The organism is Candidatus Zixiibacteriota bacterium (assembly GCA_017999435.1).
Lineage (GTDB): Bacteria > Zixibacteria > MSB-5A5 > GN15 > FEB-12 > JAGNLV01.
In genome coordinates this window covers 110,455-137,272 of the sequence record JAGNLV010000004.1, presented here as the reverse complement: position 1 = coordinate 137,272, position 26,818 = coordinate 110,455, and the positions used below count along the sequence as shown (strand labels likewise).

General features: G+C 65.5%; 28 protein-coding genes. 23 read left to right on the top strand and 5 right to left on the bottom strand.

Annotated features, from left to right (window positions below; all coding sequences use genetic code 11):
• Positions 1–13: 13 nt before the first annotated feature.
• Positions 14–625, bottom strand: coding sequence for a DNA-3-methyladenine glycosylase 2 family protein (locus KA261_10995; GenBank protein MBP7698325.1), 612 nt, complete (start codon positions 623–625; stop codon positions 14–16).
• Between the two features lie 230 nt (positions 626–855).
• Between KA261_10995 and KA261_10990 the strand changes: the two genes are divergently transcribed.
• From KA261_10990 to fliJ, 21 genes are all read left to right on the top strand, one after another.
• Positions 856–2,142 (top strand): NAD(P)/FAD-dependent oxidoreductase, encoded by a 1,287-nt coding sequence (locus KA261_10990; GenBank protein MBP7698324.1) that lies wholly within the window; start codon positions 856–858, stop codon positions 2,140–2,142.
• Positions 2,143–2,241: 99 nt separating this feature from the next.
• Positions 2,242–3,543, top strand: a complete 1,302-nt coding sequence (locus KA261_10985; GenBank protein MBP7698323.1) for a DUF512 domain-containing protein — start codon at positions 2,242–2,244, stop codon at positions 3,541–3,543.
• Positions 3,540–4,853, top strand: a complete 1,314-nt coding sequence (gene der, locus KA261_10980; protein MBP7698322.1) for a ribosome biogenesis GTPase Der — start codon at positions 3,540–3,542, stop codon at positions 4,851–4,853. Before KA261_10985 ends, der begins: the two co-directional genes overlap by 4 nt.
• 85 nt (positions 4,854–4,938) lie before the next feature.
• A complete protein-coding gene (locus KA261_10975) occupies positions 4,939–6,276 on the top strand; it encodes a SpoIIE family protein phosphatase (GenBank protein MBP7698321.1) in 1,338 nt (445 codons plus the stop codon).
• On the top strand, positions 6,276–6,698 hold the full coding sequence (locus tag KA261_10970; protein ID MBP7698320.1) for an ATP-binding protein: 423 nt from the start codon (positions 6,276–6,278) through the stop codon (positions 6,696–6,698). Before KA261_10975 ends, KA261_10970 begins: the two co-directional genes overlap by 1 nt.
• Positions 6,699–6,793: 95 nt before the next feature.
• Positions 6,794–7,144, top strand: a complete 351-nt coding sequence (locus KA261_10965; protein MBP7698319.1) for an STAS domain-containing protein — start codon at positions 6,794–6,796, stop codon at positions 7,142–7,144.
• A gap of 19 nt (positions 7,145–7,163) precedes the next feature.
• Positions 7,164–7,553, top strand: a complete 390-nt coding sequence (locus KA261_10960; GenBank protein ID MBP7698318.1) for a response regulator — start codon at positions 7,164–7,166, stop codon at positions 7,551–7,553.
• Positions 7,554–7,560: 7 nt separating this feature from the next.
• Positions 7,561–7,989 carry a response regulator gene (locus KA261_10955; GenBank protein ID MBP7698317.1) on the top strand — a complete coding sequence of 143 codons (429 nt, stop codon included), beginning with the start codon at positions 7,561–7,563 and terminating at the stop codon, positions 7,987–7,989.
• 186 nt (positions 7,990–8,175) lie between these two features.
• On the top strand, positions 8,176–9,546 hold the full coding sequence (locus KA261_10950; GenBank protein MBP7698316.1) for a PAS domain S-box protein: 1,371 nt from the start codon (positions 8,176–8,178) through the stop codon (positions 9,544–9,546).
• A complete protein-coding gene (locus KA261_10945) occupies positions 9,543–10,898 on the top strand; it encodes a sigma-54-dependent Fis family transcriptional regulator (GenBank protein MBP7698315.1) in 1,356 nt (451 codons plus the stop codon). Before KA261_10950 ends, KA261_10945 begins: the two co-directional genes overlap by 4 nt.
• Positions 10,899–11,109: 211 nt before the next feature.
• The gene (locus tag KA261_10940; GenBank protein ID MBP7698314.1) at positions 11,110–11,874 is read left to right on the top strand and encodes a flagellar motor protein; all 765 of its coding nucleotides are present in this window, start codon (positions 11,110–11,112) and stop codon (positions 11,872–11,874) included.
• A 2-nt stretch (positions 11,875–11,876) separates the two neighbouring features.
• Complete coding sequence (locus KA261_10935) at positions 11,877–12,623, top strand: flagellar motor protein MotB (GenBank protein MBP7698313.1); 747 nt, start codon at positions 11,877–11,879, stop codon at positions 12,621–12,623.
• 178 nt (positions 12,624–12,801) lie between these two features.
• Complete coding sequence (flgB, locus tag KA261_10930; GenBank protein MBP7698312.1) at positions 12,802–13,209, top strand: flagellar basal body rod protein FlgB; 408 nt, start codon at positions 12,802–12,804, stop codon at positions 13,207–13,209.
• A gap of 11 nt (positions 13,210–13,220) precedes the next feature.
• The gene (gene flgC, locus KA261_10925) at positions 13,221–13,715 is read left to right on the top strand and encodes a flagellar basal body rod protein FlgC (protein MBP7698311.1); all 495 of its coding nucleotides are present in this window, start codon (positions 13,221–13,223) and stop codon (positions 13,713–13,715) included.
• 17 nt (positions 13,716–13,732) lie between these two features.
• Positions 13,733–14,047 carry a hypothetical protein gene (locus tag KA261_10920; protein ID MBP7698310.1) on the top strand — a complete coding sequence of 105 codons (315 nt, stop codon included), beginning with the start codon at positions 13,733–13,735 and terminating at the stop codon, positions 14,045–14,047.
• 1 nt (position 14,048) lies between these two features.
• Positions 14,049–14,369 carry a flagellar hook-basal body complex protein FliE gene (locus tag KA261_10915; GenBank protein MBP7698309.1) on the top strand — a complete coding sequence of 107 codons (321 nt, stop codon included), beginning with the start codon at positions 14,049–14,051 and terminating at the stop codon, positions 14,367–14,369.
• Positions 14,370–14,430: 61 nt separating this feature from the next.
• Complete coding sequence (gene fliF / locus KA261_10910; GenBank protein MBP7698308.1) at positions 14,431–15,993, top strand: flagellar M-ring protein FliF; 1,563 nt, start codon at positions 14,431–14,433, stop codon at positions 15,991–15,993.
• The gene (gene fliG, locus KA261_10905) at positions 15,993–17,012 is read left to right on the top strand and encodes a flagellar motor switch protein FliG (GenBank protein ID MBP7698307.1); all 1,020 of its coding nucleotides are present in this window, start codon (positions 15,993–15,995) and stop codon (positions 17,010–17,012) included. The genes fliF and fliG overlap by 1 nt, the downstream gene beginning before the upstream one ends.
• Positions 17,005–17,706, top strand: a complete 702-nt coding sequence (locus KA261_10900; protein MBP7698306.1) for a hypothetical protein — start codon at positions 17,005–17,007, stop codon at positions 17,704–17,706. The genes fliG and KA261_10900 overlap by 8 nt, the downstream gene beginning before the upstream one ends.
• 17 nt (positions 17,707–17,723) lie before the next feature.
• A complete protein-coding gene (locus KA261_10895; protein ID MBP7698305.1) occupies positions 17,724–19,019 on the top strand; it encodes a FliI/YscN family ATPase in 1,296 nt (431 codons plus the stop codon).
• A gap of 17 nt (positions 19,020–19,036) precedes the next feature.
• Complete coding sequence (gene fliJ, locus KA261_10890) at positions 19,037–19,492, top strand: flagellar export protein FliJ (protein ID MBP7698304.1); 456 nt, start codon at positions 19,037–19,039, stop codon at positions 19,490–19,492.
• Positions 19,493–19,563: 71 nt separating this feature from the next.
• Here the strand turns inward: fliJ and KA261_10885 are convergent, their stop codons facing one another.
• The gene (locus tag KA261_10885; protein ID MBP7698303.1) at positions 19,564–20,325 is read right to left on the bottom strand and encodes a hypothetical protein; all 762 of its coding nucleotides are present in this window, start codon (positions 20,323–20,325) and stop codon (positions 19,564–19,566) included.
• Between the two features lie 308 nt (positions 20,326–20,633).
• On the opposite strand from KA261_10885, the gene KA261_10880 reads away from it, so the two are divergent.
• Both KA261_10880 and KA261_10875 read left to right on the top strand, forming a co-directional pair.
• Positions 20,634–20,834, top strand: a complete 201-nt coding sequence (locus KA261_10880) for a hypothetical protein (protein MBP7698302.1) — start codon at positions 20,634–20,636, stop codon at positions 20,832–20,834.
• A 254-nt stretch (positions 20,835–21,088) separates the two neighbouring features.
• Entirely contained in the window at positions 21,089–22,279 is a 1,191-nt protein-coding gene (locus KA261_10875) for a T9SS type A sorting domain-containing protein (protein ID MBP7698301.1), read from the top strand.
• Positions 22,280–22,383: 104 nt separating this feature from the next.
• Here the strand turns inward: KA261_10875 and KA261_10870 are convergent, their stop codons facing one another.
• The 3 genes from KA261_10870 to KA261_10860 are packed head-to-tail and all read right to left on the bottom strand — an operon-like array spanning position 22,384 to position 26,568.
• Positions 22,384–23,703 carry a sigma-54-dependent Fis family transcriptional regulator gene (locus tag KA261_10870; protein MBP7698300.1) on the bottom strand — a complete coding sequence of 440 codons (1,320 nt, stop codon included), beginning with the start codon at positions 23,701–23,703 and terminating at the stop codon, positions 22,384–22,386.
• Positions 23,696–25,330: an ATP-binding protein gene (locus tag KA261_10865; GenBank protein MBP7698299.1), complete on the bottom strand. Its 1,635-nt coding sequence runs from the start codon at positions 25,328–25,330 to the stop codon at positions 23,696–23,698. The genes KA261_10870 and KA261_10865 overlap by 8 nt, the downstream gene beginning before the upstream one ends.
• Entirely contained in the window at positions 25,327–26,568 is a 1,242-nt protein-coding gene (locus KA261_10860) for a hypothetical protein (protein MBP7698298.1), read from the bottom strand. Before KA261_10860 ends, KA261_10865 begins: the two co-directional genes overlap by 4 nt.
• Positions 26,569–26,818 lie beyond the last annotated feature (250 nt).

Here is a 26,818-nt window from a genome sequence, read left to right as displayed (position 1 = left end):
CGGCAGCCCGAAGTCATTTCGACCGGCTGTCCAGCCACTCCCACAGATAGCGGCAGGCGATGGAACGATAGGGTCGCCAGCGCTCGGCAATAAGCGGCGCCTCTGCCCGGAAACGCTCCGGAGGGATCTTGTAGATTGCGCCCACGGCGGCCCGGATGCCCGCGTCCAGCACCGGGAAGACGTCGTGGCGGCTAAGCACGAAGATGAGGTACATCTCGGCCGTCCACTGGCCGATGCCGCAGACTTTCGTGAGTTCCTCCATCACCGCCTCATCAGACAGGCGCGCCAGCCGGGCGAGGCGCAGTTCGCCGGAGGCGACGGCCGCCGCGAGGCCCCGAAGGTAGCGGATTTTGGGACGCGAGAGACCGCAGGTGATCAGGTCGCGCTCCCGGAGCGTCGCGACCCGCTCGGGCGTGAGCGGCGGCCCGCCGGCGCGCGTCACCACCCGCTCGATAATCGTCGACGCGGCCCGGAGGCCCAGCGACTGATGCATGATCGACCGTGCCAGTCGGTCGAACCCGCCCGGCTGCGGCGTAATATCCAGGGGACCGATCTTCCGAATGACGCGTCCGAGCGTCGGATCCGCCCCACCCAGATGCTTGAGTATCGGTGTCGGGACTAGCATGGCCCGAAGATAGGGATTCAATCGGCCGCGGGCAAGTGAGGAGATGTAGCCAAAAGGGACCGTCGTTTGATTTTCGGGGCCGACCCGGCCCTTGCGTGGACTGACTGGACCTCGTTTTCGGCCGAATCCGGGCCCCGGCAACCGGGAACCGGGCGAGGCAGCAAACCATTATAGCAGTCTGAAGCTCCCGGGACCGGGTCCGGGTGCGGTCCAACCTGGAGGCTCCAAGCATGGAGAACCGGCACATGCGCCATCGAGTCATAATTGTCGGCGGGGGGTTTGGGGGTATGTATGCGGCGAAGAACCTCCGGCGCGTCCCGGTCGACGTGCTCCTGATCGATCGGCGCAACTTCCATCTCTTTCAACCGCTTCTGTACCAGGTCGCTACCGGCGGGCTGTCCCCCGGCGATATCACTGCTCCGCTGCGTTCCGTGCTCAAGAAGAACCGCCGGGCCGGCGTCATCATGGCCGAAGTGACCGCTGTCGACATCGCCTCCCGGATTGTGCGGACCTCGGCGGGCGACTTTCCGTACGACACCCTGGTGGTGGCCGCGGGCGCGGCTCACCAGTATTTCGGGCACGACGAGTGGGCGCCCCTGGCACCGGGATTGAAGACAATCGAAGACGCCGTGGACATCCGCAGCCGCCTGCTGGCGGCGTTCGAGCAGGCCGAGATCGAAAGCGATGAGGCGGCCCGCCGGGCGCTCATGACCTTCGTGGTCGCCGGGGGCGGACCGACCGGCGTTGAACTCGCCGGGGCCATCGGGGAAATCGCCCACCATACCCTGCGCGGAGAATTCCGCCGCATCGACCCCGGCCAGGCTGAGATTATCCTGGTCGAAGGCGCCGAACGGGTCCTCCAGAATTACCCGCCCTTTCTCTCTGAGAAGGCGGTTCGGTCGCTTCACAAGCTCGGGGTGACTGTGCGCACGCGGACTCTGGTCACGGACCTCACTCCCGAGTCCGTCACCCTGGCCTCCGGCGGCGTCACGACCGTGGTGCCCTGCCGCACCGTCCTGTGGGCAGCCGGGGTGTCGGCCAGTCCGCTGGGCCGGATGGTGGTGGGGGATCGGACGGACCTCCTCGACCGGGTCGGACGCGTGGAAACGGCCCCCGACTTGAGCGTGCCCGGTCGTCCCGAGATCTTTGTGATCGGCGATCTGGCGAGCTACCGGCACCAGACCGGCGCACCGCTGCCCGGCCTCGCTCCGGTCGCAATGCAACAGGGGCGCTATGTCGCCCGGGTCATCGGACGGCGCCTCAGGGGAAAGACGGTGCGGCCGTTCCGCTACTTCGACAAAGGGAACCTGGCGACCATCGGCCGCAACGCCGCGGTCGGCACCTACAAACGCCTCCGTTTCTGGGGTTACCCCGCCTGGCTGACCTGGTTGTTCGTCCACCTGATGTACCTGGTGGAATTCGACAACCGCCTGGTCGTTCTCGTGCAGTGGGTCTGGAGCTACATCACCCGCAACCGCGGCGCGCGGCTGATCAGCCGGGCCGACGGCCGGCGTTGACTTCGGCCCCCCGATTTCGTTCCTTAGGTCGCTCCCGGGGAGAAGCGGCGCGCCCGACCGGCGCTCCGACCGAGGTGATGTCTGCAAGGTGAATGTGCGATGAAGATACTCTATGTCGATCCGGGATCCCCCCTGTTCGGCTACGTCCGGCCGGGATACCGCATCGTGTCGGTCAACGGCCGGGAAGTGATCGACACCATCGACCTTCGGTACAAACTGGCAGAGGAGCGGGTGACGATCGTCTTCGCCGACCCGGCAGGCCGGGAGCTGTCGTTCGATTTCGCCGAGGACGAGGGGGCGGGGGAGAGCCTGGCGGCCGGGCTGGGACTGACGCTCGACGACTCCCGGATCAGAACCTGCAAGTGCGACTGCATCTTCTGCTTCGTGCGCCAGCAGCCGACCGGCATGCGGCGGGCGCTCTACACCAAAGACGAGGACTACCGGCTGTCGTTCACCCACGGAAATTTCATTACCCTCTCCAACATGACCGAGGCCGACCTCGCACGGATCATCGAGCAGCGCCTGTCCCCCCTGTACATCTCGGTGCATGCGGCCGACGATACCCTGCGCCGGTGCATGCTCCGCAACGAGAAACTCGCCCCCATCGTCCCGACCCTCCGCCGCCTCGGCGGCCACGGAATCACCATGCACACCCAGGTCGTTCTGTGCCCGGGGATCAACGATGGAGAAGCGCTCGCGCAAACGATCGATGAACTGGCCGCCCTCTTTCCGCAGGTGGCGACGCTTGCGGTTGTCCCGGTGGGGCTCACCCGGTTCCGCGAGGGGCAGACGAAGCTGCGCACGTACACGCGGGAGGAGGCGGGCGGGATCATCGATTATATCGAGAGGCGCCAGAAAGTGTTCCGGCGCGAACGCGGGAGCCGGTTTGTGTGGCCGGCCGACGAATTCTATGTGCTCGGCGGCCGGACGTTCCCGAACCGGGCGGAATACGAGGACATGGCCCAGTTCGAGAACGGGATCGGGATGGTGCGGGAGACGATCACCGGCTTCAACCGCCGCCGGGCCATGCTCCGGAAAGTCCGGGGCCGACAGCGCGTGCTCTTTCTCACCGGCGAGTCGGCCCGGCCCTTTCTCGAGTCGCACGTGGCCGCGTACGCCCGGGATCAATTGGGGCTGCGGCTGGAGGTCGAGGCGGTCAAGAACGAATTCTGGGGTCCGACCGTCACCGTGTCGGGCCTGCTCACCGGACAGGATCTCCTGCGGCACGCGCGCCGGCGGCACGAAAACTGGGACGTGCTCGTCGTGCCGCCCAACTGCCTGAACGACGACGATCTGTTCCTGGACAACCTGAGCCTGGAGCAGTTCCGGGGCGTGCTGGCCAAACCGGTGCTGGTCGGGCAATACAACGTCGCGGCATCGCTGAAAGAGGCCTTCTCATGAAACTCCCGACCGTGGCCATTGTCGGACGCCCGAACGTGGGGAAATCGTCGCTCTTCAACCGGTTTCTCCGCAAATACCTGGCCGTGGTGGATGAAACCCCCGGCGTCACCCGCGATCGCAACTACGCGGTGTGCGACTGGGCCGGTCGGGAGTTCCGCCTGATCGACACCGGGGGCCTGGTCCCCAAGTCCGGCGATCTCATGAACCGGCTGATCTACGAGCAGGCCGATTTCGCCATCCACGAAGCCGACCTCGTGCTGCTGGTGGTCGATGCCATGGTCGGCGCCGACTACATCGATGAAGAAATCGCCCGCCGCCTGCAGCAGTCCGCCAAACCCACCATCCTGGTGGCCAACAAAGCCGACAATCCCCGGCTGGAGTTGGAGGTGTATGATTTCCTCCGCCTCGGCCTGGGCGAGCCGATGGCGGTCTCGGCCACCGTCGGGCGCGGTATCGGCGAGCTCCTCGACAAAATCGTGGCGCTGCTGCCGGAGGCGCCCGCGGACGACGTCGGCGGTTCCGGCGCCGTCCGCGTGGCAGTCGTGGGGCGGCCGAACGTGGGCAAGTCCTCGTTCATCAACAAACTCACCGGAGAAGAGCGGGCCATTGTGACCCCGATCGCGGGAACGACGCGCGATGCCGTGGATACGCCGTTTTCCTTCGAAGGGCGGAACTACATTCTCGTCGACACCGCCGGGCTGCGCCGGAAGTTCAAAGTTCACGAGGATATCGAATTCTACACGACGCTGCGGACGAGCCGGGCAATCGACAGCGCCGAGGTCGCCGTAGTGCTGATCGACGCGCAGGACGGCGTGACGTCGCAGGACCAGCGCATTCTCGAGGATGTTGTTGAAACGCGCTGCGCCGCGGTGCTGGCGGTCAACAAGTGGGACCTGATCGAGAAGGAGACGGGCACCGCCGAACGCTTTGCGCGGCAGATTAACGAGGCGCTCGCCCACTACTCCTATCTGCCGCTCGTTTTCATCTCGGCCTTGACCGGACAGCGGGTGGGCAAAGTGCTGGCGCTGGTCGACCAGGTGCACGCGGAGAATACGCGGCAGCTGCCCACGCCCGAACTCAACGACTGGCTCGCCGAGGTGACGGCGCGGCGCCATCCCCCGGCGCGGCAGGGCAAACACATCAAGTTCAATTACATCACCCAGACCGGCGCGGCCCCGCCCTCCTTTGTCATCTTCGCCAATTACCCCAAGCTCGTCGACAGGTCGTACGTGAATTACCTGCACAACCAACTGCGGGAGCGCTGGGGATTTGCGGGCGTGTCGCTCCGGCTGAAATTCCGCCGCAAGTAGCAACCGCCCCGCGCCGATTGGCACCCGACGCTGTCGCACAGCCCCCTGAGTCAATTCACGCCCGGCCGCTGCCGATAATCCCGGTATGGAAACCCGGCCGGTGTACGATGTCGACCCGGAGCAGCTGGCGGCCTCGCTGGCGGCCCGGATCGCCGACCTTCAGGATCTCGCCACCATGGGCGCGGTGATCGCGTCCATTCACGACATCGACGCCATCCTCTCGGTCGTCATGGACATGTCGCTGCGGCTGGTCGATGGCGAGGTGGGCGCGATCCTGCTGGAGAAAAGCGGGCAGTTGGGTATCGAAATCTCGTGGGGCGTCCAGGAGGGGCTCATCCCCAAACTCCCGGGCGGCGAGACGGCCGAAGAACTGCTGCCCGCCGGGGAAACCGCCCCTCCCGGCGGTATGGACCTGCCCACCCGCGTGCTGGCCTCCGGGCAGACGGTGATCCTCAACGACCTCAGCCTTCGCGATGAAGACGGGCGGCGCATCGACGCCGTCATCTGCATGCCCATCGGGACCAGGGACCGGCGCTACGGCGTCCTGCTGATTCTCAACCGGGCCGGCGGCGGTGGCTTCAACGACGAGGATCGGGAGCGCCTGGCCATGCTCCTCAATTTCGTGGCCGTGGCAATCGACAACGCCCGCCTCATGCAGGAGCAGCTCAGCCGTCAGCGGATCGAACAGGAGATGGCGATCGCACGCCAGGTCCAGGAAACCATCCTCCCGCAGGACATCGATGCGGTCGGCGGCGTGGAAATCGGCGCCTCCTACTACCCCGCGCAGGAAGTGGGCGGCGACTTCTACGACGTCCACGCGCTGTCGGATAACGAGTTCCTCGTCTTCATCGGCGACGTCTCCAACAAGGGGGTGCCGGCGGCGCTGGTGATGTCGGCGGCTGCGGGAATCATCAAATCCATCCTCGACCGCAGCCCCGAGATCGCGGTCAATGAACTCGCCTCCCGCCTGAACGAGATTCTCGCACGCGAGATCATCCGCGACCGCGAGATGTTTATCACCCTCTTCTTCGCCCGCTTCGATCTCGCCCGGGGCCGGATGACCTACTGCAACGGCGGCCACGTCCCGGGGATGTTCTGGTCGGCCCGGGAGGGGACGGTGGCCAGGCTGTCGACCGGCGGCCCGATTGTCGGCCAGTTTCCGGGAGCGCACTTTGATCTCGGTTCGTGCCCGATCGGTTCGGGCGACCGCCTGTTTTTGTGCACCGATGGGCTCACCGAGGCCGTCGACAAAGACGGACGGATATTCGGACGGGAACAGGCGGAAGAAGTGTTCGCGATGGAGATCGGCCTTCCCCCAAAAGAGTTCTGTGTTCGCATACGGGAGTGGATTGACCGGTTCGCGTCAGGCGCGCCGGAAGATTCGCACGACGATTTCACCGTTTTGCAGGTGCTGGTGAAGTGATGGCGACACATCGGTTTGCCTACCCCTCCGTGGTTGAATCCGAGGAGCGGTTTCTCAACGATCTGGCGCAGGTGGCACAACGGGAGAGGCTTGAGGAGGACGTGCGACGGGCGATGATGTTGACCTTGTCCGAGGCCTTCACCAACGCTCTGGTCCACGGCAACCGGCTCGATCCGGCCAAGACCGTGTGGGTGGAGGTCCGGGTGGACGAGGCGACGGTCTCCGCGGAGGTGGCCGATGAGGGCAACTGCGGACTGGCCGAACTCGCCGCGCGGCCCCAAACCGGTCAGCTCGACGACCACGGGCGGGGGATCGGGCTGATGGAGCACTTTGCCGCGGAAGTGGTCTTCGGCGAGACCCTTACCGGCGGCCTTAAAGTATCGGTCCGATTCCGCCGACTAGTAGAGAGAACAAGGGGATGAGGAGAAGCGGCGGCCGGTTCCGGACCCGCGGGAGGCCCCGGGGTACGGCGATCCGGCTGCAAGAAACCATTCGTGCGGGATGTACTGGAGGCGCGATGACTATAACAGTCGAAACTTTCGGAAATGTGGCGGTGCTCCGACTGAACGGGCGCCTGGATCTGGCCAGCGGCGCCGAGCTCAAGCAGAAGGCGAAAGACCTCTTCGCCCAGGACCGCACCACGCTGCACCTGAACCTGGCCGGCGTCGAGTTCATCAACAGCTCCGGGCTGGGCGCCCTCGTGTCGACCATGAAGGAAACCCGGCTGCGGAAGGGACGGCTCACGCTCTCCAACCTGGCGAGCTACGTGCAGGAGATCTTCGAAATCACCCAGCTGTCCCATATCTTCGAGATCTTTCCCACTGAAGAAGAAGCGCTGGTGTCCAACCGGGCCGCCGTCATTGACTGATCGACACAGGAGACCGCCAATGCCGCAACCATCGATTCTCATTGTCGACGACGAACTGCTCATCCGGGATCTGCTGTACGACTTCTTCACCGGGCAGGGATGGGACACCGCGATCGCCGACAGCGGTGAGAAGGCTCTGGAAATCCTGCAACGCCGGTCGGTCGATCTGGTGCTGGCCGACATCCGCATGCCGGGGATCGACGGCCTGGAACTGACCGCCGAGCTCCGGGAACTGCGGCCGGGGCTCCCCGTGGTCCTCATGACCGGGTATCCCTCGGTCGACACGGCGGTGGCGGCGCTTCGGCATCGGGTGGCCGATTATGTGACCAAGCCGTTCAACATCAATAACCTGTACAAAATAGTCGAGGCCCAGGTGGCGGCGAAAGAAGCCGCCGCCAAAAGCGAGTAGGACGGCCATGAAAAGCGCAACACGGGAGCCGGTGCTGGTGGTCGAGGGGGACGAAAGCATGCGCCGGCGGCTCTGCGACTACCTCGGCCAACTCGGCTACGCGGTGGACGGCGCGGGGAGCCTCGGCGAGGCTATCCAAATGGCCCTGACCCGGCCCTATGCGGCTGCCGTTCTCGATGTAACAATCGGGCCAGGGACCGGCGAAGCGGCCGTTTCCGAACTGCAGTTGAACCAGCCCAAGATGCCTGTGATCGTCATGAGCGGCGCACCGTCGGTCCGGGCCGTGATCGCCGCCCTGCGGCAGGGTGCATTCGACTACATCATCAAACCCTACGAAATCCAGGACTTGGCGACTATCCTGCCTCGGGCGGTCGAACGGGGACGCCAGGAACTGGCGGCCCTGGCGCTCACCGGCGGAGCCGCACCGCCACGGTGACGACTCATAAGCAGCCGCGATCAAACCGTGCGCCCCTCGCCGCAACGGCCTTTTCCCCGCCGATCGTTCCGGTCTCTTTCCTCCCGGAAGTTTTTAGTTGAATGCTTTTCGGAGCCGCCCTAAGGTAGGGTGGTTCAGACACGAGCATGGAGTGTTGGGTGGCCGGCGGGCCTGCCCGGAGACGCCGTGGAAGAAACGATCATGGATGACAGCGTTAGGTCTATCGCCGAACTCGAAGGCGGGCAGGAAGATACGGCGGCCGGGGGAGAGGTGGGACGGTTCGCCGACTCCTACGCGTCCTTCACCCGCATCATCAACTCCCTCCAGCGCCGGTATATCCAGCTTGAGGACGACTTCACGACCCAGCACCGCGAGCTGGCGGAGGCCAACCGCCGTCTGACCGAGCTGACCGAGCGGAACCTCGCGGTCACCGAATTTCTCAACGGCATTCTGAACTCCATCAACGCCGGCGTCATCGCGGTCGACCGCCGGGGCGTAATCACGCACTTCAACAGCGCCGCGGCGCGCATCCTGGGGACAGCGGCGCCCGAGGCTCTGGGGAGACAGTACCGGGACTGCGTCCGCCCCGGCACGCCCCCCGACGCCAACGCCCTCCGTTCGGTGGAGCGGGACGAGGCGATCGACTCGGTGGAGCGGGTGATCGAGCAGCCGGACGGCACCCGGCTGTACCTGTCGGTGTCGACCACCATTCTCCGCGACGCCGCCAACCAGTCGGCGGGGGCGGTGGAGGTGCTCCACGACCTGACCAAGATCAAGCGCATGGAGCAGGAGCTGGCCCGGCTGAACACCCTGGCCGCGCTCGGCGAGATGGCGGCCACGATCGCCCACGAAGTCCGCAATCCGCTCTCGGGCATCGGCGGGTTCGCCGCCCTCCTGCAGAAAGATCTCGATCCCGAAGATCCCAGGTACCGGCTGGTCGGCAACATCCTCAAGGGAGTCGGCAATCTGAACGAGACGGTGACCACCCTGCTGAACTACACGCGTTTCGAGGAGACCAATCGGACGGAGATCGCCTACTATGATTTCCTCCAGGGGACGGTGCGGCAGTTCGAGCGCGACTGCAGCGAGCGGCTCGCCGGCGCGCGCATTGCGCTGCGTCCCCCGGCTGAAGGGGTGCGGAACCCGCGGATTGAAGTCGACCCGATGCTCCTGCGCCAGGCGTACTTCAACCTCTTCACCAATGCGGCCGAAGCGATGGCCGGCGGCGGCGAAATCGAGGTCGGCTACCGCGTGTACGGCCGGGAGGAGGCCGCCGCGGTCTGGGGAAAACGGCTCCTACTGGGTCTTGATGAGACCGTGCTGGAGACAACGGTGGCCGACCAGGGGACGGGCATAGCCCCGGAAAACCTCGAGAAGATCTTCTCGCCGTTCTTCACCACCCGGGGCGACGGCAACGGGCTGGGATTGGCGGTAGTGTGGAAAGTGATGAAGGCCCACGGGGGCGAGGTGCTGGCGGAGAACCGCCCGGCGGGCGGGGCGCTCTTCCGGCTCCTCCTGCCTGTCCGGCGGGCCGGAGGACAGGGAGTGCGCAGATGAACTACGCGGTGTTGGTCGTCGACGATGACCGACTGGTCAATGAATTCCTCGTTGAAACGCTCCGAAGGGCGGGCTATGACTGCACGGCGGCCCATTCCGGCGAGGAAGCCCTGGCCCGCCTCAACGAGCGGGATTTCGACATCGTCGTCACCGATCTGAAAATGCCCGGCATGGACGGCCTCGCGCTGCTGGCCCAGGTGAAAAAGGCGAGCCCCCAGACGATCGTCATCATGATGACTGCCTACGGCACGATCGACACGGCGGTGAAAGCCATCAAAAACGGGGCCTATGATTTCCTCCTCAAGCCGGTTTCCCCCGAGACCGTCGAGCACATCATCCGCCGGGTCGCCGAGGTGATCGCGCTCCGGCGCGAGAATGAGCTCATGCGCAAAGACCTGGCCGACAAGTTCCACAACATCGTCGGCAAGTCCAAAGTCATGAAGGAAGTGTTCGACCTCATCCAGGGCATCGCCGACGCCCGCTCGACCGTGCTCATCACCGGGGCTTCCGGCACGGGCAAGGAGCTGGTGGCGCGGGCCATTCACTACAGCTCGTGCCGGGCCGACAAACCGTTCGTGAAACTCAACTGCGCGGCGCTGCCCGAAAACCTCGTCGAGTCGGAGCTCTTCGGCTACGAGAAGGGGGCGTTCACCGACGCCAAGAAGACGACCCGGGGGCGGTTCGAACTGGCCGACGGCGGGACGCTCCTGCTGGACGAAATCTCCGAAATGCCGCTCAACTTGCAGTCCAAGCTGCTCCGCGTGATCCAGGAGCGGGAGTTCGAACGGGTGGGATCGAGCCAGACCATCCAGGTCGATGTCCGGCTGGTCGCCACCTCGAACCGGAATCTCCGCGAGTACATCGCCGCCGGACGGTTCCGCGAGGATCTCTACTACCGCCTGAATGTCATCCCGATCCACCTGGCCCCGCTGGAGGAGCGCAAGGAAGACGTCCCGCTACTGGTCGAGCACTTCATCGCCAAGTACAACCGCGAGAACAGCCGGACCGTGAAAGGGGTCGACGCTCAGGCGATGCGGCTGCTGATGCACTACCATTGGCCGGGCAACGTGCGGGAGCTGGAAAACTATATCGAGCGGGCGGTCGTGACCGGGAACAAGGAAATCCTCACCGAGGACGAGTTCCCCGCCGAGCTGGCTCTCGGTCGGGCGGCCGACAGCCTGGCGGCTCTGCGGGTGCCGATGAAACTGGAGGAGGGGAACAAGTACCTGATCCTCAAGACGCTCGAGAAGTTCAACGGCAACAAGACCCGGGCCGCCGAGGCGCTGGGGATCTCGGCCCGGACCATCCGCAACAAGCTGGCCGAGTACGGCGAAGAAGTGTCCAATTCCTGAGCAGTTTCTGCAAGCGGGTACGGGGCGGGCAGTTGCCGCCCCGCCCGCCCTCCACTAATCATCCCCCCTGCCGATAGTATTGGGGTAGGATGTGCGGGACGCCCGGCGCACAGACGTCGGACGGCCGAAAACGCCGGCGCCCCGCCCCACCCGTCACGGCCGCGGGCCGGGACGGTGACCCCGGTGCGGTCGTAACCGAGTTGACATACCCATGGATCTGGCGACACTGATAGGTTTGGTGGTGGCGTTCGGCGCGGTCGGCGGGTCGTTCCTCATGGAGGGAGGATCCTTCGACGCCGTCTTCCTCGCCGCGCCCATCCTGATCGTGGTCGGCGGCACGCTCGGGGCGACCACGGTGACCACCTCGATCGACACCGTCAACCACATTCCCCACTACCTGCGCATCGCCTTCTTCGGCCGGTCGCACCGGTTCAGCGACACGATCGAGCAGATCGTGAAACTGGGGGAGAAGGCCCGGCGGGAAGGCATTCTCGGCCTCGAGCGCGACATGGAGCGCATCCGGAACCCGTTTTTCCGGAAAGCCGTGCGCCTGGTCATCGACGGGACGGAAACGAGCGCGCTCCGCGAAATCCTCGAAACCGAGATCGCCTACCTCGAGGCGCGGCACAAGCGCGGCATCACTTTCTTCCAGAAAGCGGGCGGCTACTCGCCGACCATGGGGATCCTCGGGACCGTCCTCGGCCTGGTGCACACGCTGGGGAACACCTCGGACGCCTCGCGCATGGCGGCCCATATCGCGGCCGCGTTCATCGCCACCCTCTGGGGAGTCGGACTGGCCAACCTGTTCTTTCTCCCGGTCTCGGACAAACTGCGCATGCGCCACGAGGAGGAGATCGCCCACCTCGAACTGATCATGGAGGGGATCATGGCCCTCCAGTCCGGTGAGAACCCGCGGCACATCCGCACCCGCCTGCTCGCTTTCATCGCCCCGATCCACCGCAACCACGAGGAGTAGCCATGCGCCGCTTTCGCCGCCGGGTCGAAGACAAGGAGAACCTCGATCGCTGGCTGCTCACCTACAGCGACCTCATCACGCTGCTTCTGGCGTTCTTCGTCGTCATGTACTCCATGTCGCAGGTCGACGCCAAGCGCTTCGGGCAGATGGCCAAGGCTCTCCACGGCATTCTTAAAGGAGGGGAGAACGTCTTCGACTACGACGAGGCGAAACCGACCGAGGACGGCCATGGCCTGCTGAAACTCGGCAACCTGCGCATGCTGCAGGCCCGCGTGGAGGAACGCTTCAAAGGAATCAACCGGCTGGACGACGTCAGCTCGGAGATCACCGAGCGCGGGCTGGTGATTCACATTGTCGACCGGGCGCTGTTCGACGAGGGGGCGGCCGACCTGAAGCCGCAGGCGATCGACGTCCTCGATCTCATCAACGACGAAGTCCGCGCTATGCCCAACCACCTCCGGATCGAGGGGCACACCGACGACCGCCAGATCGCCACGCTGCGGTTTCCCTCCAACTGGGAGCTCTCGGCGGCCCGCGCGACCGAGGTCGTGCGCTTTTTCGTGAACCAACACGATTTCCCGCCCGACCGCATTTCCGCGCTCGGCTACGGGGAGTTCCGGCCGATCCGCCCCAACAACTCGATCGAGAACCGGGCCATGAATCGGCGCGTCGACATCGTGATCCTCACCATGGAACTCTCGCTCAAAGAACCGACCTCGCAGTTGTATTTCACGGCCGCCAACGAGTAGTCTTTTCCCGGCTCCTCCGGAAATACTTTCCCTGACACTCGGGCTCGCCCCGCGCTGTGGGACCGCGCGCGTCAGTCCAACCCGCTGGGCCGCAACCGCCTGCGGCGTCCGACCGCGATTCGGCACGCACGTTGCATAGACGCAGCGCGAGAAAAACCATGAGGCCGTGTGTGACCGTATGAAAATAGCGGACTTTCTCTTCAAGTCGACCGGCGTCCACAGATTCGAGGCGTACCTGGATGTCTCCTCGTTCCGGCACAAGCTGATCAGCAGCAACGTGGCCAACGTGTCGACGCCCGGGTACGGCGCCCGGGACATCGACTTTCAAGCCGAGTACACGCGCCTCACCGGCGAGACCGGCCGGGTGGCCGGCGAGTTGACCCACCCCGCGCACCTGCCTCTCGGCGCGCACCGCGACCGCGAACCGGATATCGAGGAGACCAGACCCAAACCGGATGAGCTCAACGCCGTCGACATCGACCGGGAGGTCTCGCAGATGGCCCAGAACGAACTTCAGTTTACGGTGGCCGCTCGGCTCCTGCAGAAGAAATTTGAGGGGCTGCGGCGGGCCATAGCGGGGAGATAGGAGAGTAAGGTATGGCGGGCATACTCGGAGCCATTGAGATTGCGTCGCGCGGACTGTCGGTCCAGCGGGCAAAAATGAACGCCACGGCCGAAAACATCGCCAACGCCGAGACCACGCAGACCCCGGAGGGCGGCCCTTACCGGCGCAAGCGCGTGCAGGTGCGGGAAGACGAGACGGGGGTGTCGTTCCGGCAGGCCATGCGGCGCGCCGGCGTCTCCCTCGAGCGCACCAACACCCGGCATTTCCCCGCCCGCGGCGTGTGTGTGCAATCTGAGGTGGAGGTCCCCGACGTCGACATGAAGGAAATCCGGGATCCGCAATCGAGCTACCGGCTCATCCACGATCCCGAGCATCCCGACGCCGACGAGCAGGGGTACGTGAAGATGCCGGACATTGAGGTGGTCAACGAGATGGTCGACATGATGGCGGCGGCGCGCGCCTACGAGGCCAACACGGTGACGATCGCCGCCGCCAAGCAGATGGCCAAAGATGCACTGGACATATAGGAAAGTGACAGGCAGCCATGAAGATTAACCCGACAGCAATTCAGTCGTACCAGCAGCTCGTGCAGCGGCAGCCGCAGCGCCCGGACGAGCAGGCCCGGCCGGCCGACGCCGCACGCGAGCTGACCATCGCGCCGCAGGCGGCCGCGTCCGGATCCGACCTCGCGGTCAAAGCGCCCGAGGGATCCTACGCCGATTTCCTCACCGAGGCCGAGCGCGCGGCCCTGGAGCTGCTCTTCCAGCGCTTCGGCGACTCCGGCCGCTTCGGAGCGGCCCTGGGCGGCGAGGCCGCCGAGTCCCGGGTGCTCGGTAAACTGATCGACGTGAAGGTGTAACATGACGGCACCTGTCAATGGCCTCACCCGGTTGGTGCCGGGACTCGTGGCGCGGCTCGAGCCGACTGGAAAGACCGTGCCGTTGCCGGAGATGAAGGCCGAGGACGGTTTCGGTGAGATGCTCTCCGACTTTGTCAGCGGCGTCAACTCGCTGCAGTACGAATCGGCGCAGATCCAGCAGGCGTTTCTCGAAGGCGAGCCGGTCGAACTGCACCAGGTGATGGTGAAAGCGGAGGAAGCCGGGGTCGCCGCCGAGCTCCTCATTGAAATCCGCAACAAGCTGGTCGAGGGATACCAGCAGCTTATACAGATGCCCTTGTAGTCGGCAGCCAACGTGGGTGCGCGGCCAGGGACCGGCCGCGGACGTGACATAGGATGATGCCATGGAGCAAGTGAGACAGTTTTTCCGCAACCTCGCCGCGTGGGTCGGCCGGCTCTCGCCCGGCCAGGTCATGATGCTGCTGGGAATCGCCGCCGGCACCATCGTCGGCACGATCCTCCTCGTCGGCTGGGTCAATACCGTCACCTACGCCCGCCTCTATTCTGACGTCGATGAGGCCGAGGCCGGCGAGGTGGTCGCCTACCTGAACGACAACAAGATCCCCTACGAGTTGAGCGACGGCGGGCGGACGATCGCGGTACCCTCCGACCAGGTCTACAAGACGCGGATTGCGCTGGCCTCCGAGGGCCTTCCCCGCAACGGCAACATCGGCTACTCGATCTTCGACAAGAACAACCTCGGGATGACCGACTTCCTGCAGAACCTCAATTTCCGCCGCGCCCTCGAAGGGGAGTTGACGCGCACGATCATGCAGTTGTCGGAGGTGCAGGCCGCCCGGGTCCACATCGTGATGCCTTCCGACCGCCTCTTCAAGCAGGACCAGAAACAGGCCACCGCTTCGGTGGTCCTCAAACTGCGCAGCGGCGGCCTGACCAAACAGCAGATCAACGGGATCTCCCACCTCGTCGCGGCCTCGGTGGAAGGCCTGCGGCCCGAAAATATCTCGATTGTCGACTACGACGGCAACCTGCTCTCCTCGGGCCAGCCGACCGATGAGCTGGCCGGACTGACCGCCTCGCAGCTCGACGTGCGCAAACAGGCCGAGACCTATCTCGAACACAAGGCGCAGTCGATGCTGGACGACGTGCTCGGGCCGGGACGCTCCGTGATCCGGGTCACCGCCGAACTTGACTTCAACCAGACCGAGCGGACCTCGGAGACGTACGACGCCAACCAGCCGGCCGTGCGCAGCGAAGAACGCACCAAGCAGACCAACGCCTCGACCGACAAGGCCGCCGAGGCCAGCGAGAGCCAGGAACAGGGATCCACCGAAACGACCATCACCAACTACGAACTCAACAAGACGGTCGAGCACATCATCAACGGGATCGGCTCGATCAAACGCCTCTCGGTGGCGGTGATGGTGGACGGCGTCTATACCCCGGCGGCCGCCGAGGACGGCGGCGCGGCGATGTCCTACCAGCCCCGCTCCCAGGAGGAACTGGACCGGCTGGCCGCGATCGTCCGCAACGCCGTCGGCTTCGACTCCCAGCGCAACGACCAGATCGAAATGGTCAACATCGCCTTCGACCGCCGCGACCTGATCGAGGACCAGCAGGCTCTCGACAGCATGTACCGGCGGGATTTCTACCTCGAAATCGCCAAGAAAGTCGGCCTTGTCCTGCTCGCCCTCCTGGTCTTCCTGTACCTGCGGCGCAAGGTGAGCCGGCTGTTCCAGTCGATCGGGGCCATGGCCGCGGCGCCGAAACGGACCCCCGCCCGGCCGCTGACGCCGGGCGCGGCCCCCGAAGCCGCCGCGGAGGAAGGGCCGCGCGTGATCCCCGAGCAGCGGCGAACCCGCCTGGTCGATGAGATGCAGGACGCGGCCCGCAAGCAGCCCGAAGAGATCGCCCGCGCGATCAAAACCATGATGAGTGACGTCTGATGGGAGCGCTCAAGTACGAATCGATGACGCCCCTGCAGAAGGCGGCAGTCGCCCTGGTAGCCTTCGGACCGGAAGTGTCGGCCCACGTCCTCAAGGGGATGCCCGAGGCCGACCTCGAGAAGATCACCATTGAAATCGCCAATCTGCGGGAAGTGCCGCCCGATGTCGAGGACAAGGTGATCGACGAGTGCTACCAGATTTTCATGGCGCGCCAGTACATCTCACAGGGGGGAATTGATTTCGCCCGCAAGATCCTCGAATCGGCGGTCGGCGTCGCCAAAGCGCGCGAAATCATGCAGCGCCTCGAAACCACCATCAAATCCTCCGGCTTCTCGCTCCTGAAAGACATCGACCCGAAACAGTTGACCAGTTTTCTCCAGAATGAACACCCCCAGACCATCTCCCTGATCCTCACCCAGCTCTCGCCCCAGCACGCCGCGGCCGTGCTCTCCGAGCTCTCGCCGGAATTGCAGGGGGAGGTGGCCCTGCGCATCGCCATGATGGAGAAAATCGCGCCGGAGATCCTCCACGAGATCGAGCAGACCCTCTCGGGGCATTTCGACGCCGGCGCCGCGGCCCAGATGTCCGCGTCCGGCGGCGCCAAAGCCATCGCCGAAATCCTCAACCTGATCGACACGACGGCGGAGAAGAACATCCTCCAGTCGCTCGAGGCCGACGACCCCGACCTCGCCGCCGAAGTCAAGAACATGATGTTCGTCTTCGACGATCTCACGCTGCTCGACGACCGGTCGATCCAGCGGCTGCTGAAGGAAGTGGAGACCAAGGACCTCGCGATCGCCCTCAAAGCGGCCAGCGATGAAGTCAAGAACAAGATCTTCAGCAACGTCTCCGAACGCGTCGCCGTGATGATCCGGGAAGAGATGGAGTTCATGGGACCGACCCGCCTGTCCGATGTCGAGGCGGCCCAGGGACGGATCGTCGAGGCCGTGCGCCGTCTCGAGGAGGAAGGCCAGATCATCGTCTCCGGCCGGGGCGGCAAGGAAGATATCATTGTCTAAGGTACTGCGACACGTGCGGCCGGCGCCGACGGTGTGCGTGGGCGAACGGCAACTCGACCATGACCGCCAATCCCGCGCCGTCGCCGTCCTCGGCCGGCTCTTCCCGGCGGTGGCGATCGTCACCGACCCCGGCGGAGCGCGCTTCATCCCGGTCGAAGAAGCTTTCACAATGGAGGACGCCTGCCGGGCGGCGCACGAGGAGGAATACCGGCGCGGCTATCGGGAGGGCCAGCAGGCCGGGCTCGCCCAGGGATTGGCGAAAGCCGAACAGGTGCTCAGCCGGTTCGACGCCGCGATTGCGGACGCAATCGAACAGCGGCACCGGCTGCTCGACGAGGCGCGGCGGGAGATCCTCGACCTGGTCGTGCAGATCAGCCGCAAAGTGACCTTCGACGCGGTCACGATCGATCCGGAGTCGACCCTGCGGCTGATCAACGGCGTGATCGACACCCTGCTCGACCGCTCGCGCATCAGGATCAAGGTCCACCCCGGCCACCTCCCCATCGTGGAACAGAGCATCGCGCAGTTTCTCGGAGGCTCGGCCCTGATCAAGGAACTCACGATCGAGCCCGACCCCCGCGTTCGCGAAGGGGGATGTTTGATTGAAACGCCGCACGGCGATGTCGACGCCCGGCTGGAATCGCAGTTCGAAGTCGTGCGCGAGGTTCTCCTCGCCGAAGAGGCCGGCCAGTGAGCGCTCCCTCCTATCATATGTACGCCGAGCGGATTCGGGCCGCCCACACCATCCGACACTACGGCAAAGTGATGCAGGTGGTCGGTCTCGTGATTGAGTCGGCCGGGCCGGCGGTCTCGATCGGAAAGCTCTGCACCATCGAAAACCACGACACCGGAGCCAAGATCCGGGCGGAAGTAGTGGGTTTTCGGGACAACCGGATCCTGCTGATGCCGCTCGGGCCGATCACGGGCATCACGCCCGGGGCGATCGTCACCTCGACCGCCGAGCACCTGCGGGTGCCGGTCGGCCGCGAACTGATCGGGCGCGTGCTCGGCGGCCTGGGGCAGCCGATCGACGGCAAGGGTCCGCTCGGCACGGGCGCGTGGCGGCAACTCAGCGGCGAACCGATCCCGGCGCTGAAACGGCGGCGGATCACCGAACCGCTCCGCACCGGAATCCGGGCCGTCGACCTCGTGACCGCTGTCGGAAAGGGACAGCGCCTGGGGATTTTCGCCGGCTCCGGCGTGGGCAAATCAATCATGCTCGGGATGATGGCGCGGGGGACGAGCGCCGATGTCAACGTCCTCGCCCTCGTCGGCGAACGCGGCCGCGAAGTGCGCGAGTTTGTCGAATCCGACCTCGGCCCGGAGGGGATGCGGCGCTCGGTCGTGGTGGCCGTCACCTCCGATCAACCGGCTCTCATCCGCATCAAGGGGGCTCTGGTGGCGACCGCCATTGCCGAACACTTCCGCGATCAGGGGATGGACGTTCTCCTCTTGATGGACTCGCTCACCCGTATCGCGATGGCGCAGCGGGAGATCGGCATCGCGATCGGCGAGCCGCCCACTGCCAAAGGATACACGCCCTCGGTCTTCGCCCTCCTGCCGGGCCTGCTCGAGCGGGCCGGCCAGGCCGAGAAGGGATCGATCACCGGCCTGTACAGCGTGCTGGTCGAGGGCGACGACTTCAACGAGCCGGTTTCCGACGCCGTGCGGTCGATCCTCGACGGGCACGTGGCTCTGTCGCGCCGCCTGGCCGCCCGCAACCAGTACCCCGCCGTCGACATCCTCGATTCCGTCAGCCGGCTCATGAAATCGGTCTGCACGCCCGAGCAGGTCGAACTCGCCGGCCAGGTGCGGGAGCTCCTCTCGGTGTACCGCGAGGCCGAGGACCTCATCAACATCGGGGCCTACGTGAGGGGTTCCAATCCCAAGATCGATCGGGCCATCGCCAAGATGGATGCGCTCGACGCGTTCTTCCGGCAGGGTATTCACGAAATCTCGGACTTCGACCAATCGGTCGCCCAGCTCCGGCAGCTCCTCGCCGACTGAGGTCCCGGAGGCGCCGCGTGAAGAAGTTTCGTTTTCGCCTGGAAGCGCTCCTCAAGCAGCGGGAACAGATTGAGAAGGACCGCCGGCGCGAACTCGCCGAGGCGATGCGCCGGACGGCGCGGCAGAAACAGGCGCTCGACGGCCTCATCGAGCGCAGCCGGGAAACGCTCGCACACAAGCGCGCGCGGCAGACGGGCACCCTGGCCGTCGCCGAACTGCAGTTATGCGCGCGCTTCCTCCATCGGCTCAAACGCGAGACGCTGGGGGCGGACGAGGTCCTCCGCGCCCTCCGCAAGACCGAGGCCAAGAAACGCGAGGCGCTTCTCGAGGCCGCCAAGAACCGCAAGATCTACGACACGCTCAAGGATCACCGACGCAGCGAATTCTACCACGAGGCCGAACAACGCGAGCGGAAAGAGACCGACGAAATCGGGCTGAACGTCTTTCGGGCGGGCCGCGGAAAACCGGCCTAAACAAACAGCCCGGCGGCGCCGGGCTGTCTTCAGAATCATTTTGAATGGCCTGCGACCATCAACTCCGGCCGCTACTGGCACGGAGCCGGCGGTGGACCGCCCCGGAAGAGGTAGGCGATGAGGTACGTGATGTCGGCTACCGTCGGCTGAGGCGTGGCGTCGCCATTGATGTTGGCTTCTTCCGGACAATCAGCCGGGGCCATGCCGCGGAACAAAATCCCGATCAAGCGGGTGAGATCCGGCAGCGTCACGGCGTCGGTCGGATCGCCATCGACATTTCCCCGGGTCCCGATGCAGCAGCCGAACCCCTGGTCAATCTTCACCCAGCCGCGCCGGTATTTCGGCGTGAAGGCCACGGCCGACGCGGTCGAGAACCTGGTCGAATAGGAGACGTCGACATTCACAATCGTGATGGTGTCGATGCTCACCAGCTGCGGGCTGATTCCCACGCTCCACGAGAGATAGAGCCGCCCGAGGAGGCCGGAAGCGGCCGGGATCGTGGGTTCTCCCGCGAACGGCACGCAGTAGATCGAGAAGCCCCCGGAAGGCGTGTAGGTCCCCTTGACCGAATACGATTGCAGCCGGCCGCCCGCGAACGAGAAGGAGTCGACATGGACATCGGGAGAACTGAAGTGCAGCGTCACCTCCAGCCCGCCCAGCGGCTCGTCGTTGTAGAAGTTGACCGGAACGATGGCGCGAGTGTTGGTGAAAGCGCCGATCGAGTCAACGTGCACCGTGTCCGGAATACCGGGATCCTGCGCCGCCGCGGCGGGCGCCAGGAGAACCATCCCGGCAAGACACAACAGGCAAGCTCGTGCAATCCGACTCTGCATACGGATAACCCTTTCTTTCACGACTGAACTGAGCAAATTCAATGCGCGTTATCGAAGAAAGGTCGCTTGGCCTACCAGGTTGCCCGGCCGGAACCGGGGGGTGAATGTAAGTAACTATGAGCGAAGCTCTTTCCGGAAAGTAATATAGGGACAATCGACCGGCGGCGCAACCGGAAAGATCAGGCGTCCGCCAACCGCGGCCGGGCGGGTTGCACAAGCGGTGCTGCAACCCTTTTCCCACCCCGGAATACGGGGAGCGTCTCACAAACCTCACCCCGCCCGCCGATACAGGGGATATGCCGGAGGAAATGACCCCCAGGACAGTATTCCGGTGTACTTACATCCGGGCCTGCTACCTCGCGGATGAGCTTAAGTGCTTCGGGTACAAGACCGATTGCCCGCTGTACCGGAAGTGCAACGGCGAATACTCCGACGAGGCGGCATTCCACGAGGCGATGGACCGCCTGATCGACAGGACCCGGGCGGTCTACGCCGGTCTGGACAAGTAAGACCCTTCCCCGTGACCGGGGAGAGCGCCGCTGCCAGGATCTGTCCTGACGAATTCGGGGAGCCCCGCGCCCCCGGTCGGCGCGCAATCCCTCTTGCGGATTTGCCGAAATCTGCCTATCCTTGCCCCATACTGCATGGCGCCCCCGCCCTGGCGGCGGTGGAGCGCGGGTTCATTAGGGTCCTGCCGCGATCTACGACTCGCGTAAACAAGCAGATGCGTGGTGTGCAGTCGACCTATGTGTGGAGGCTCGGAATGTTTCGTTTAATTGCGGTCGTCATGGTGAGCGCACTCGTCGCGGCCGCCGCCCCGGCGGCCGGCACGCCCGGAAGAGGGAGCGTGCCGACTGTCACCGTCTTGCCGGGGGCGGGCGACACCCTGCCCGTGACGCCCACCTACGAGTGGATTGACATATACTGCGGCGAGCCCACGCTCGACGGCGCGCCGCTGGCGCCGGGCGACACGATCTTCGTCTACGACCCGGACAACATGTGCTGCGGCGCGGCAATTGTCCATGCCGACGGCATGTACGGGTTCGCTCCCGTCTACCGGGATGACGCCTATTCGGCCGAGGATGAAGGCGCGGAACCGGGGGATACGCTGCGCTTTGTGGTCAACGGCGTGCCCGTTGCGGCTGCGCCCCCCGTGATCTGGACGGCGAACGGGGAGAGCTTCGCCGTCTGCCGATTCCTCACGGCCCCGCCGGCATACCGGGAGGTTTCCCTCGACATCAAACCCGGGTCGTGTCCGAACCCGCTCAATCTCGTCGGACCGTCGGACAACGGCAAGGCCGTGCTGCCGGCCGCCGTTCTCGGCGCGCCGGATTTCGACGTCCGCACGATCAACCCGCCGACGCTCGCGCTGGGCGGCGCCGAAGTTGTCCGCTGGAGTTACGAAGATGTCGGCCGGCCGAAAGCCGATCCATACGACACCTGCGCGTGCCACGAGTACGGCCCCGACGGGTACATGGATCTGACCCTCAAGTTCTATCGCGCAGAGGTCGCCCCGGCCGTCTCGTTTGCCGCCGATGGCGATTACGCACCGCTCGTCCTGACCGGATCGCTGCTTGACGGCACTCCTCTTAGCGGCGTCGATTGTGTGCGCGTGCAGCGCGGCGGGAGGCCGGAGGGCAATAGCGGGGGCGGCCCGACCGGAAAGGTGCAGGCCCCGGCCGATTTCGCACTCGCCAACCATCCCAATCCCTTCAACCCGTCAACCCAGATCACCTTCGCCCTTCCCCAGGCCGGGCCGGTCACCCTGCGCGTGTACGATGTCCAGGGGCGGCTCGTGCGGACGCTGGCCAACGGGCCTTTCGATGCCGGCGTTCACTCGGTCGAGTGGAACGGAACCGACGGCACCGGCAGTGCCGTGGCCAGCGGCGTGTACCTCTACCGGTTGTCGGCGGGGGAGACGGTCGTGACCCGAAAGATGATCTTGATGAAGTAGGTCGGGTCGGCAGGGACAAAGTGAAGGGCGCGGTCCGGCAGGGCCGCGCTTTTTTTTGCGGGCGGGGCGGCCAGGCGGCGCGCCGCGCCCGAGGGCGGAGGCGGTTAGCCCTCCTCCAGGCGGCGCAGCTTCTTGTACAGCAGGGAGCGTTCGATGCCGAGCTCGCGGGCGGCCTCGGTCATGTTGCCGCCGTGGCGCGCGATTGCGGCCTCGAGATACTCGCGCTCGAACTCCGCCATCGCCTCTTTCAGCGACCGGCGACCGCCGCGCGCGGCCGCCGGCAGGAGCGGCTTCAGGTCGGCCACAGTCACGACACTCCGCTCACAGTAGATGTTGACCCGCTCCATCAGGTTCTTGAGTTCTCTGATGTTGCCTGGGAAGGAGTAAGCGCACAGCAGCTTCAGGCTGTCGCGCTCGAGACGTTTCGGGACCGAGCCGGTTTCGCCGGCAAAGCGGGCCAGGAAGTGATCGGCGAGCAAAGGGATGTCCTGGGTCCGCTCCCGCAGGGGGGGGAGGTGGAAAGTCACGACGTTCAGGCGATAGAGCAAATCCTGCCGCAGCGAGCCGTCGGCCGCCATCGTCTCCAGGTCGCGGTTGGAGGCGGCGATGATCGTGCAGTCGACCGAGTACGTTCTGCTTGCCCCGACCGGGGTCACTTCGCGCGTCTCGATGACGCGGAGAATTTTCGCCTGGGCGCCGGCCGGCATTTCGCTGATCTCGTCGAGGAAAATCGACCCCTGGTCGGCCTCGACGAATCTTCCCCGGCGGTCGGCGCGGGCGCCGGTGAAAGCGCCCCGCACATGCCCGAAAAGCTCGGACTCGACCAATTCCGATGGCAGAGCGGCGCAGTTGACGGCGACAAACGGTCCGTTGCTCCGGCCGCTGGCGCGATGAATCATGTTGGCGACAAGCTCCTTGCCGGTGCCGTTCTCGCCGAGGATGAGAAAGCGCGCCGCTTTCGGGGCCGCCCGCAAAATGTCGGACTTCAGTTTGAGTATCTCCGGCGACTCGCCGACGAACTCCCCGTAGGCGCGCAGGGCGAGGCGGTCGGCCTCGGCCTGTAGCCGCCGGGTCCGCACCGCATTGTCGACCGTGACGAGCACGCGGTCCAGAGACAGGGGTTTCTCGATGAAATCGTAGGCCCCGGCGCGCGTGGCCCGGACCGCCATGTCGATGTCGGCGTGGCCGGAGAACATCACGATGATGTGCCGGGGATTCTTCTCGAGCGCCGCCTTCAGCAGGTCGATGCCGTTGCCGTCGCCGAGCAGCACGTCGAGAAAAATGAGATCGAAACGTCCGGACATGAAAGTCTCGCCGCGCGCGTACGATTCGGCCGTGACAACCTCGTGGCCGCGGCGCTCGAGCGCCGCCTTCAGCGAACTGCGGATGCTCTCCTCGTCGTCGACAATCAGGATCTTAGCCATGTTCCACCGGCAGTCTGAGGGTGACCAGTGCGCCGCCGTCGGCGCGGTTCTGCAGATCGATCGCGCCGCCGTGGTCGTGGACAATTCGCTGGCAAATGACCAGCCCGAGCCCGCTGCCGCCCTTCTTCGTTGAAACCCGCGGTTCCAGACCGCGCTCGAGCAGGTCGCGGGCGAAACCGGGGCCGGTATCGGCTACCGTAATCACGAGCGCCCCGGGCTCGTCCCCCAGCGCAACCGCCACCCGGCTCTCGGGCGAGGCTTCAAGACCGTTCTTCACCAGGTTGACCAGCACCTGGTGCATCATCTCCGGGTCGAGGCGGACGCTCCGCCGCGCGCTCCTGTTCGACAACGTCAGACGGCCAGTGCCCGTCTCGCCGCGGTAGAGCGCGGCCAGCGGTTCCAGGAGTCTCGCCGGGGCCACATCCCGGATGACCGGCGGTCCCATCCGTGCGAAGCCCACGAATTCATCGAGCAGGCGGGTGAGGCGCTCCACCTCGGACTTGATCGTCGCCGTCGTCTCTTCGAGGATCCTGGGGAAATCCGGGAGCTGTTCCTGGAACGAACGGCGGAGATCGTCGGTGCTGATCACGATCGGGGTGAGGGGGTTCTTGACCTCATGGGCGATCTTGCGGCCGACGGCCTGCCAGGCCGCGATCTTCTCAGTCGTGGCCAGCCGCCGCTGGGCGTCTCGGAGGCGGAAGGTCATGGCCGTGAAAGAATCCGCCAGTTGGGCGAACTCCCCTTCCTCGTAGGCCATGACGGGCGTGCTGAGGTCACCGCCCGAGACGCGGGCGGTCGCCGTGAGGAGGTTGTCGAATTCCCGCTGGGCGCGCCCGCTGATATACAGGCCGAGCGCCACGGCCGCCAGCACCGATCCGAGCGCGACCAGCCCGCTCACAACCAGGAGGTTGCCAAAAACGCGCTGCTCGGGGCCGGACCGGAAGGAAGCGGCGAGGAACCAGCCGGCTGCATCGCCGCCGGCGAGCACCGCGACCAGCGAATCCCGTTCGGCGTAGAGACGGCCGGGGTCCATGCCCGACAACCCGCCGCCGGTGTCGCCGGCCAGCACAATGCGCACGTCGGCTCCGATCAGGCGCGCCACCGTCCCGGTGTACTGGCTGTCGAGATAGCGGCCGGCATAGACGACATAGGCGCTTTCGGCCGGAAGTCTCCACGCCAGCGCGGCGTGGGGGCCGTTCAGGTCATACTCCACGGACGCCAGCGGCGCCGAGTCCGCCGCCAGGCTGTCCAGGGACGGGAGCCTCTCCCCGATGAGCCCCGGGCGGCGGGCGCTGGCCTGCACGAGCAGGGAGGAATCGGCAATTTCGAAGAAGTCCAGCCCCGCCGGTACGGCGTCGAAACGGACATCCGATGCCCGGCCGGCTTTGAGCAGAAGCAGGGCGCGCGCGGCCGAGGGCGTGGCGGCGGCGGCGATCACCGCCTGCCGCAATTCATCGGCCACCGCCCGCTGGTACTGCGCGAACCGGTCAAGGCTGTGCTGCGCCGACCGCCGCTCGGCCGCCGCAGCCTGGCGCATCCCGAGCAGGTAGATGACCGACACCACCAGGACCGTCGGCACCACGGCCACGAGGATCAGGTACAAGCGGATGCGGCCCGTGAAAGTCATGGCCGGCAGTCCTTCCGGTTCTGCGGAATTCGGACGCGGGCCAGACCGGATACGTCGATACCGCCCCGGCGGTCGAACACCTCGCCGAGCAGGCTCCGGCGGGCCGTGAAATACAGGGTGGGGCGAAACAGCGGGAATACCCCGAGGTCGTCGCGCAGGACGCTCTCGGCCAGTTGCACGTACCGCAGCGCCGCCGCCGGCTCCGCCGCCAGGGCCGCCGAATCGAGGCAACTGCTGACAGCCTGCAGCGACTGCGCCGCCGCCGAGCCGGCCAGAGTATCGAGGGCGAGCAGGCCGCTCAAGCAGCGCAGACCATCCGCCTCGCTCTCACCGAGCGGAACCGCGACCAGGCGAAGGTCGGCTCCGGCGAGCGTGGAGGTCACGGTGGGGCGGAAACGATCGCGCGACAGGATGTCCGCGAAGTAGCCGGCGGCCGGCTCGAACATCGGGTGCTCCACGGCGATGACGACCGAGCGGGAGGGACCGCGCAGGTTGTTCAGCAGCGCGCGGCCCGGGCCGGGCGCGTACGGGTAGGGACGCGCGGCCGTGTCGCCACCCACCCCGCAGCGGTTGAACGCGCGGAGCTCATCCCCCTCGAATATCATCGCCAGCCGCTGCGGATCGAGCCGATAGTAGAGCGACGTGGACAGAAAACCACGCTGGGCAATCGCCCGCGCCGGGTTGGGAACGAGGGCGACGAAGAAGGGAGCGGGCCGACTGACTGAGGCGACATCTTCTCCGCCCGCCGTGTACCGGCGGTACGAGAAGAACCCGTCGATCACCTGATCCTCGAATGCCAGCGAAGCCTCAAAATGCGAAGCATACGGCCGGAACACGACGCGGCCTCCGGCGGTCGAGTCGCCGACGCCGGCCAGGGGCGCCGGGAGCAAGCCGACCTGGCCGAGCACGATCGGGGCCAGCGTGTCATAAGGGGCACGCTCCAGCCACACGCGGAGATCGGCCAGGCGGAGAGTGTCGAAGAAGCCGCCGACCGGGGAGCTGACCGCCACCCCGGGGTAGGAGGATTCGATGCATCCGCTGTAGAGCGAATCGGGACCGCGATGCACGACAAACCGGCAGTCGGGGAACACACGCGCCTCCAGTCCGCAATCGAGGTAGAGGCGGTCCAACTTGACCTGCAGAGGGCGACTCTCGATCCACAGGCTGTCGCCCGGCTGCGCTGCGCAGACGGCCGCCAGGAGGAGCGGAAGCGCGAAGATCCATGAGCAACGAGTCACCTGAGACCTCATGCCCTGTATACACGTGAGAAGGCCTGCCGGATATGTGTGTCACGCATGACACGCGATAACCTGTTGAATTATATCGGCAACCGACTGCTCGCGCAACAATTGTGTCATGAGAGACACAGACCAGGGGTGGCATCGACCACGGGGAATTCCACGTATGCTATTGATTGACAATATGTTAGTCAATTTGGCATATCGCTTGAGATGAGGGAACTCGACATGAACCGAACCCTCGAATTTC

Bases quoted from the DNA above. Each gene is read 5' to 3' on its own strand.
- KA261_10955 (MBP7698317.1), top strand. From the start codon at position 7,561: ATGAAAAGCGCAACACGGGAGCCGGTGCTGGTGGTCGAGGGGGACGAA.
- KA261_10915 (MBP7698309.1), top strand. From the start codon at position 14,049: ATGACGGCACCTGTCAATGGCCTCACCCGGTTGGTGCCGGGACTCGTG.
- KA261_10990 (MBP7698324.1), top strand. From the start codon at position 856: ATGGAGAACCGGCACATGCGCCATCGAGTCATAATTGTCGGCGGGGGG.
- flgB (MBP7698312.1), top strand. From the start codon at position 12,802: ATGAAAATAGCGGACTTTCTCTTCAAGTCGACCGGCGTCCACAGATTC.
- KA261_10895 (MBP7698305.1), top strand. From the start codon at position 17,724: ATGTACGCCGAGCGGATTCGGGCCGCCCACACCATCCGACACTACGGC.
- KA261_10965 (MBP7698319.1), top strand. From the start codon at position 6,794: ATGACTATAACAGTCGAAACTTTCGGAAATGTGGCGGTGCTCCGACTG.
- KA261_10985 (MBP7698323.1), top strand. From the start codon at position 2,242: ATGAAGATACTCTATGTCGATCCGGGATCCCCCCTGTTCGGCTACGTC.
- KA261_10870 (MBP7698300.1), bottom strand. From the start codon at position 23,703: ATGGCTAAGATCCTGATTGTCGACGACGAGGAGAGCATCCGCAGTTCG.
- KA261_10880 (MBP7698302.1), top strand. From the start codon at position 20,634: ATGACCCCCAGGACAGTATTCCGGTGTACTTACATCCGGGCCTGCTAC.
- der (MBP7698322.1), top strand. From the start codon at position 3,540: ATGAAACTCCCGACCGTGGCCATTGTCGGACGCCCGAACGTGGGGAAA.
- flgC (MBP7698311.1), top strand. From the start codon at position 13,221: ATGGCGGGCATACTCGGAGCCATTGAGATTGCGTCGCGCGGACTGTCG.
- KA261_10865 (MBP7698299.1), bottom strand. From the start codon at position 25,330: ATGACTTTCACGGGCCGCATCCGCTTGTACCTGATCCTCGTGGCCGTG.
- KA261_10920 (MBP7698310.1), top strand. From the start codon at position 13,733: ATGAAGATTAACCCGACAGCAATTCAGTCGTACCAGCAGCTCGTGCAG.
- KA261_10975 (MBP7698321.1), top strand. From the start codon at position 4,939: ATGGAAACCCGGCCGGTGTACGATGTCGACCCGGAGCAGCTGGCGGCC.
- KA261_10885 (MBP7698303.1), bottom strand. From the start codon at position 20,325: ATGCAGAGTCGGATTGCACGAGCTTGCCTGTTGTGTCTTGCCGGGATG.
- fliF (MBP7698308.1), top strand. From the start codon at position 14,431: ATGGAGCAAGTGAGACAGTTTTTCCGCAACCTCGCCGCGTGGGTCGGC.
- KA261_10935 (MBP7698313.1), top strand. From the start codon at position 11,877: ATGCGCCGCTTTCGCCGCCGGGTCGAAGACAAGGAGAACCTCGATCGC.
- KA261_10945 (MBP7698315.1), top strand. From the start codon at position 9,543: ATGAACTACGCGGTGTTGGTCGTCGACGATGACCGACTGGTCAATGAA.
- KA261_10875 (MBP7698301.1), top strand. From the start codon at position 21,089: ATGTTTCGTTTAATTGCGGTCGTCATGGTGAGCGCACTCGTCGCGGCC.
- fliG (MBP7698307.1), top strand. From the start codon at position 15,993: ATGGGAGCGCTCAAGTACGAATCGATGACGCCCCTGCAGAAGGCGGCA.
- KA261_10970 (MBP7698320.1), top strand. From the start codon at position 6,276: ATGGCGACACATCGGTTTGCCTACCCCTCCGTGGTTGAATCCGAGGAG.
- KA261_10995 (MBP7698325.1), bottom strand. From the start codon at position 625: ATGCTAGTCCCGACACCGATACTCAAGCATCTGGGTGGGGCGGATCCG.
- KA261_10960 (MBP7698318.1), top strand. From the start codon at position 7,164: ATGCCGCAACCATCGATTCTCATTGTCGACGACGAACTGCTCATCCGG.
- KA261_10940 (MBP7698314.1), top strand. From the start codon at position 11,110: ATGGATCTGGCGACACTGATAGGTTTGGTGGTGGCGTTCGGCGCGGTC.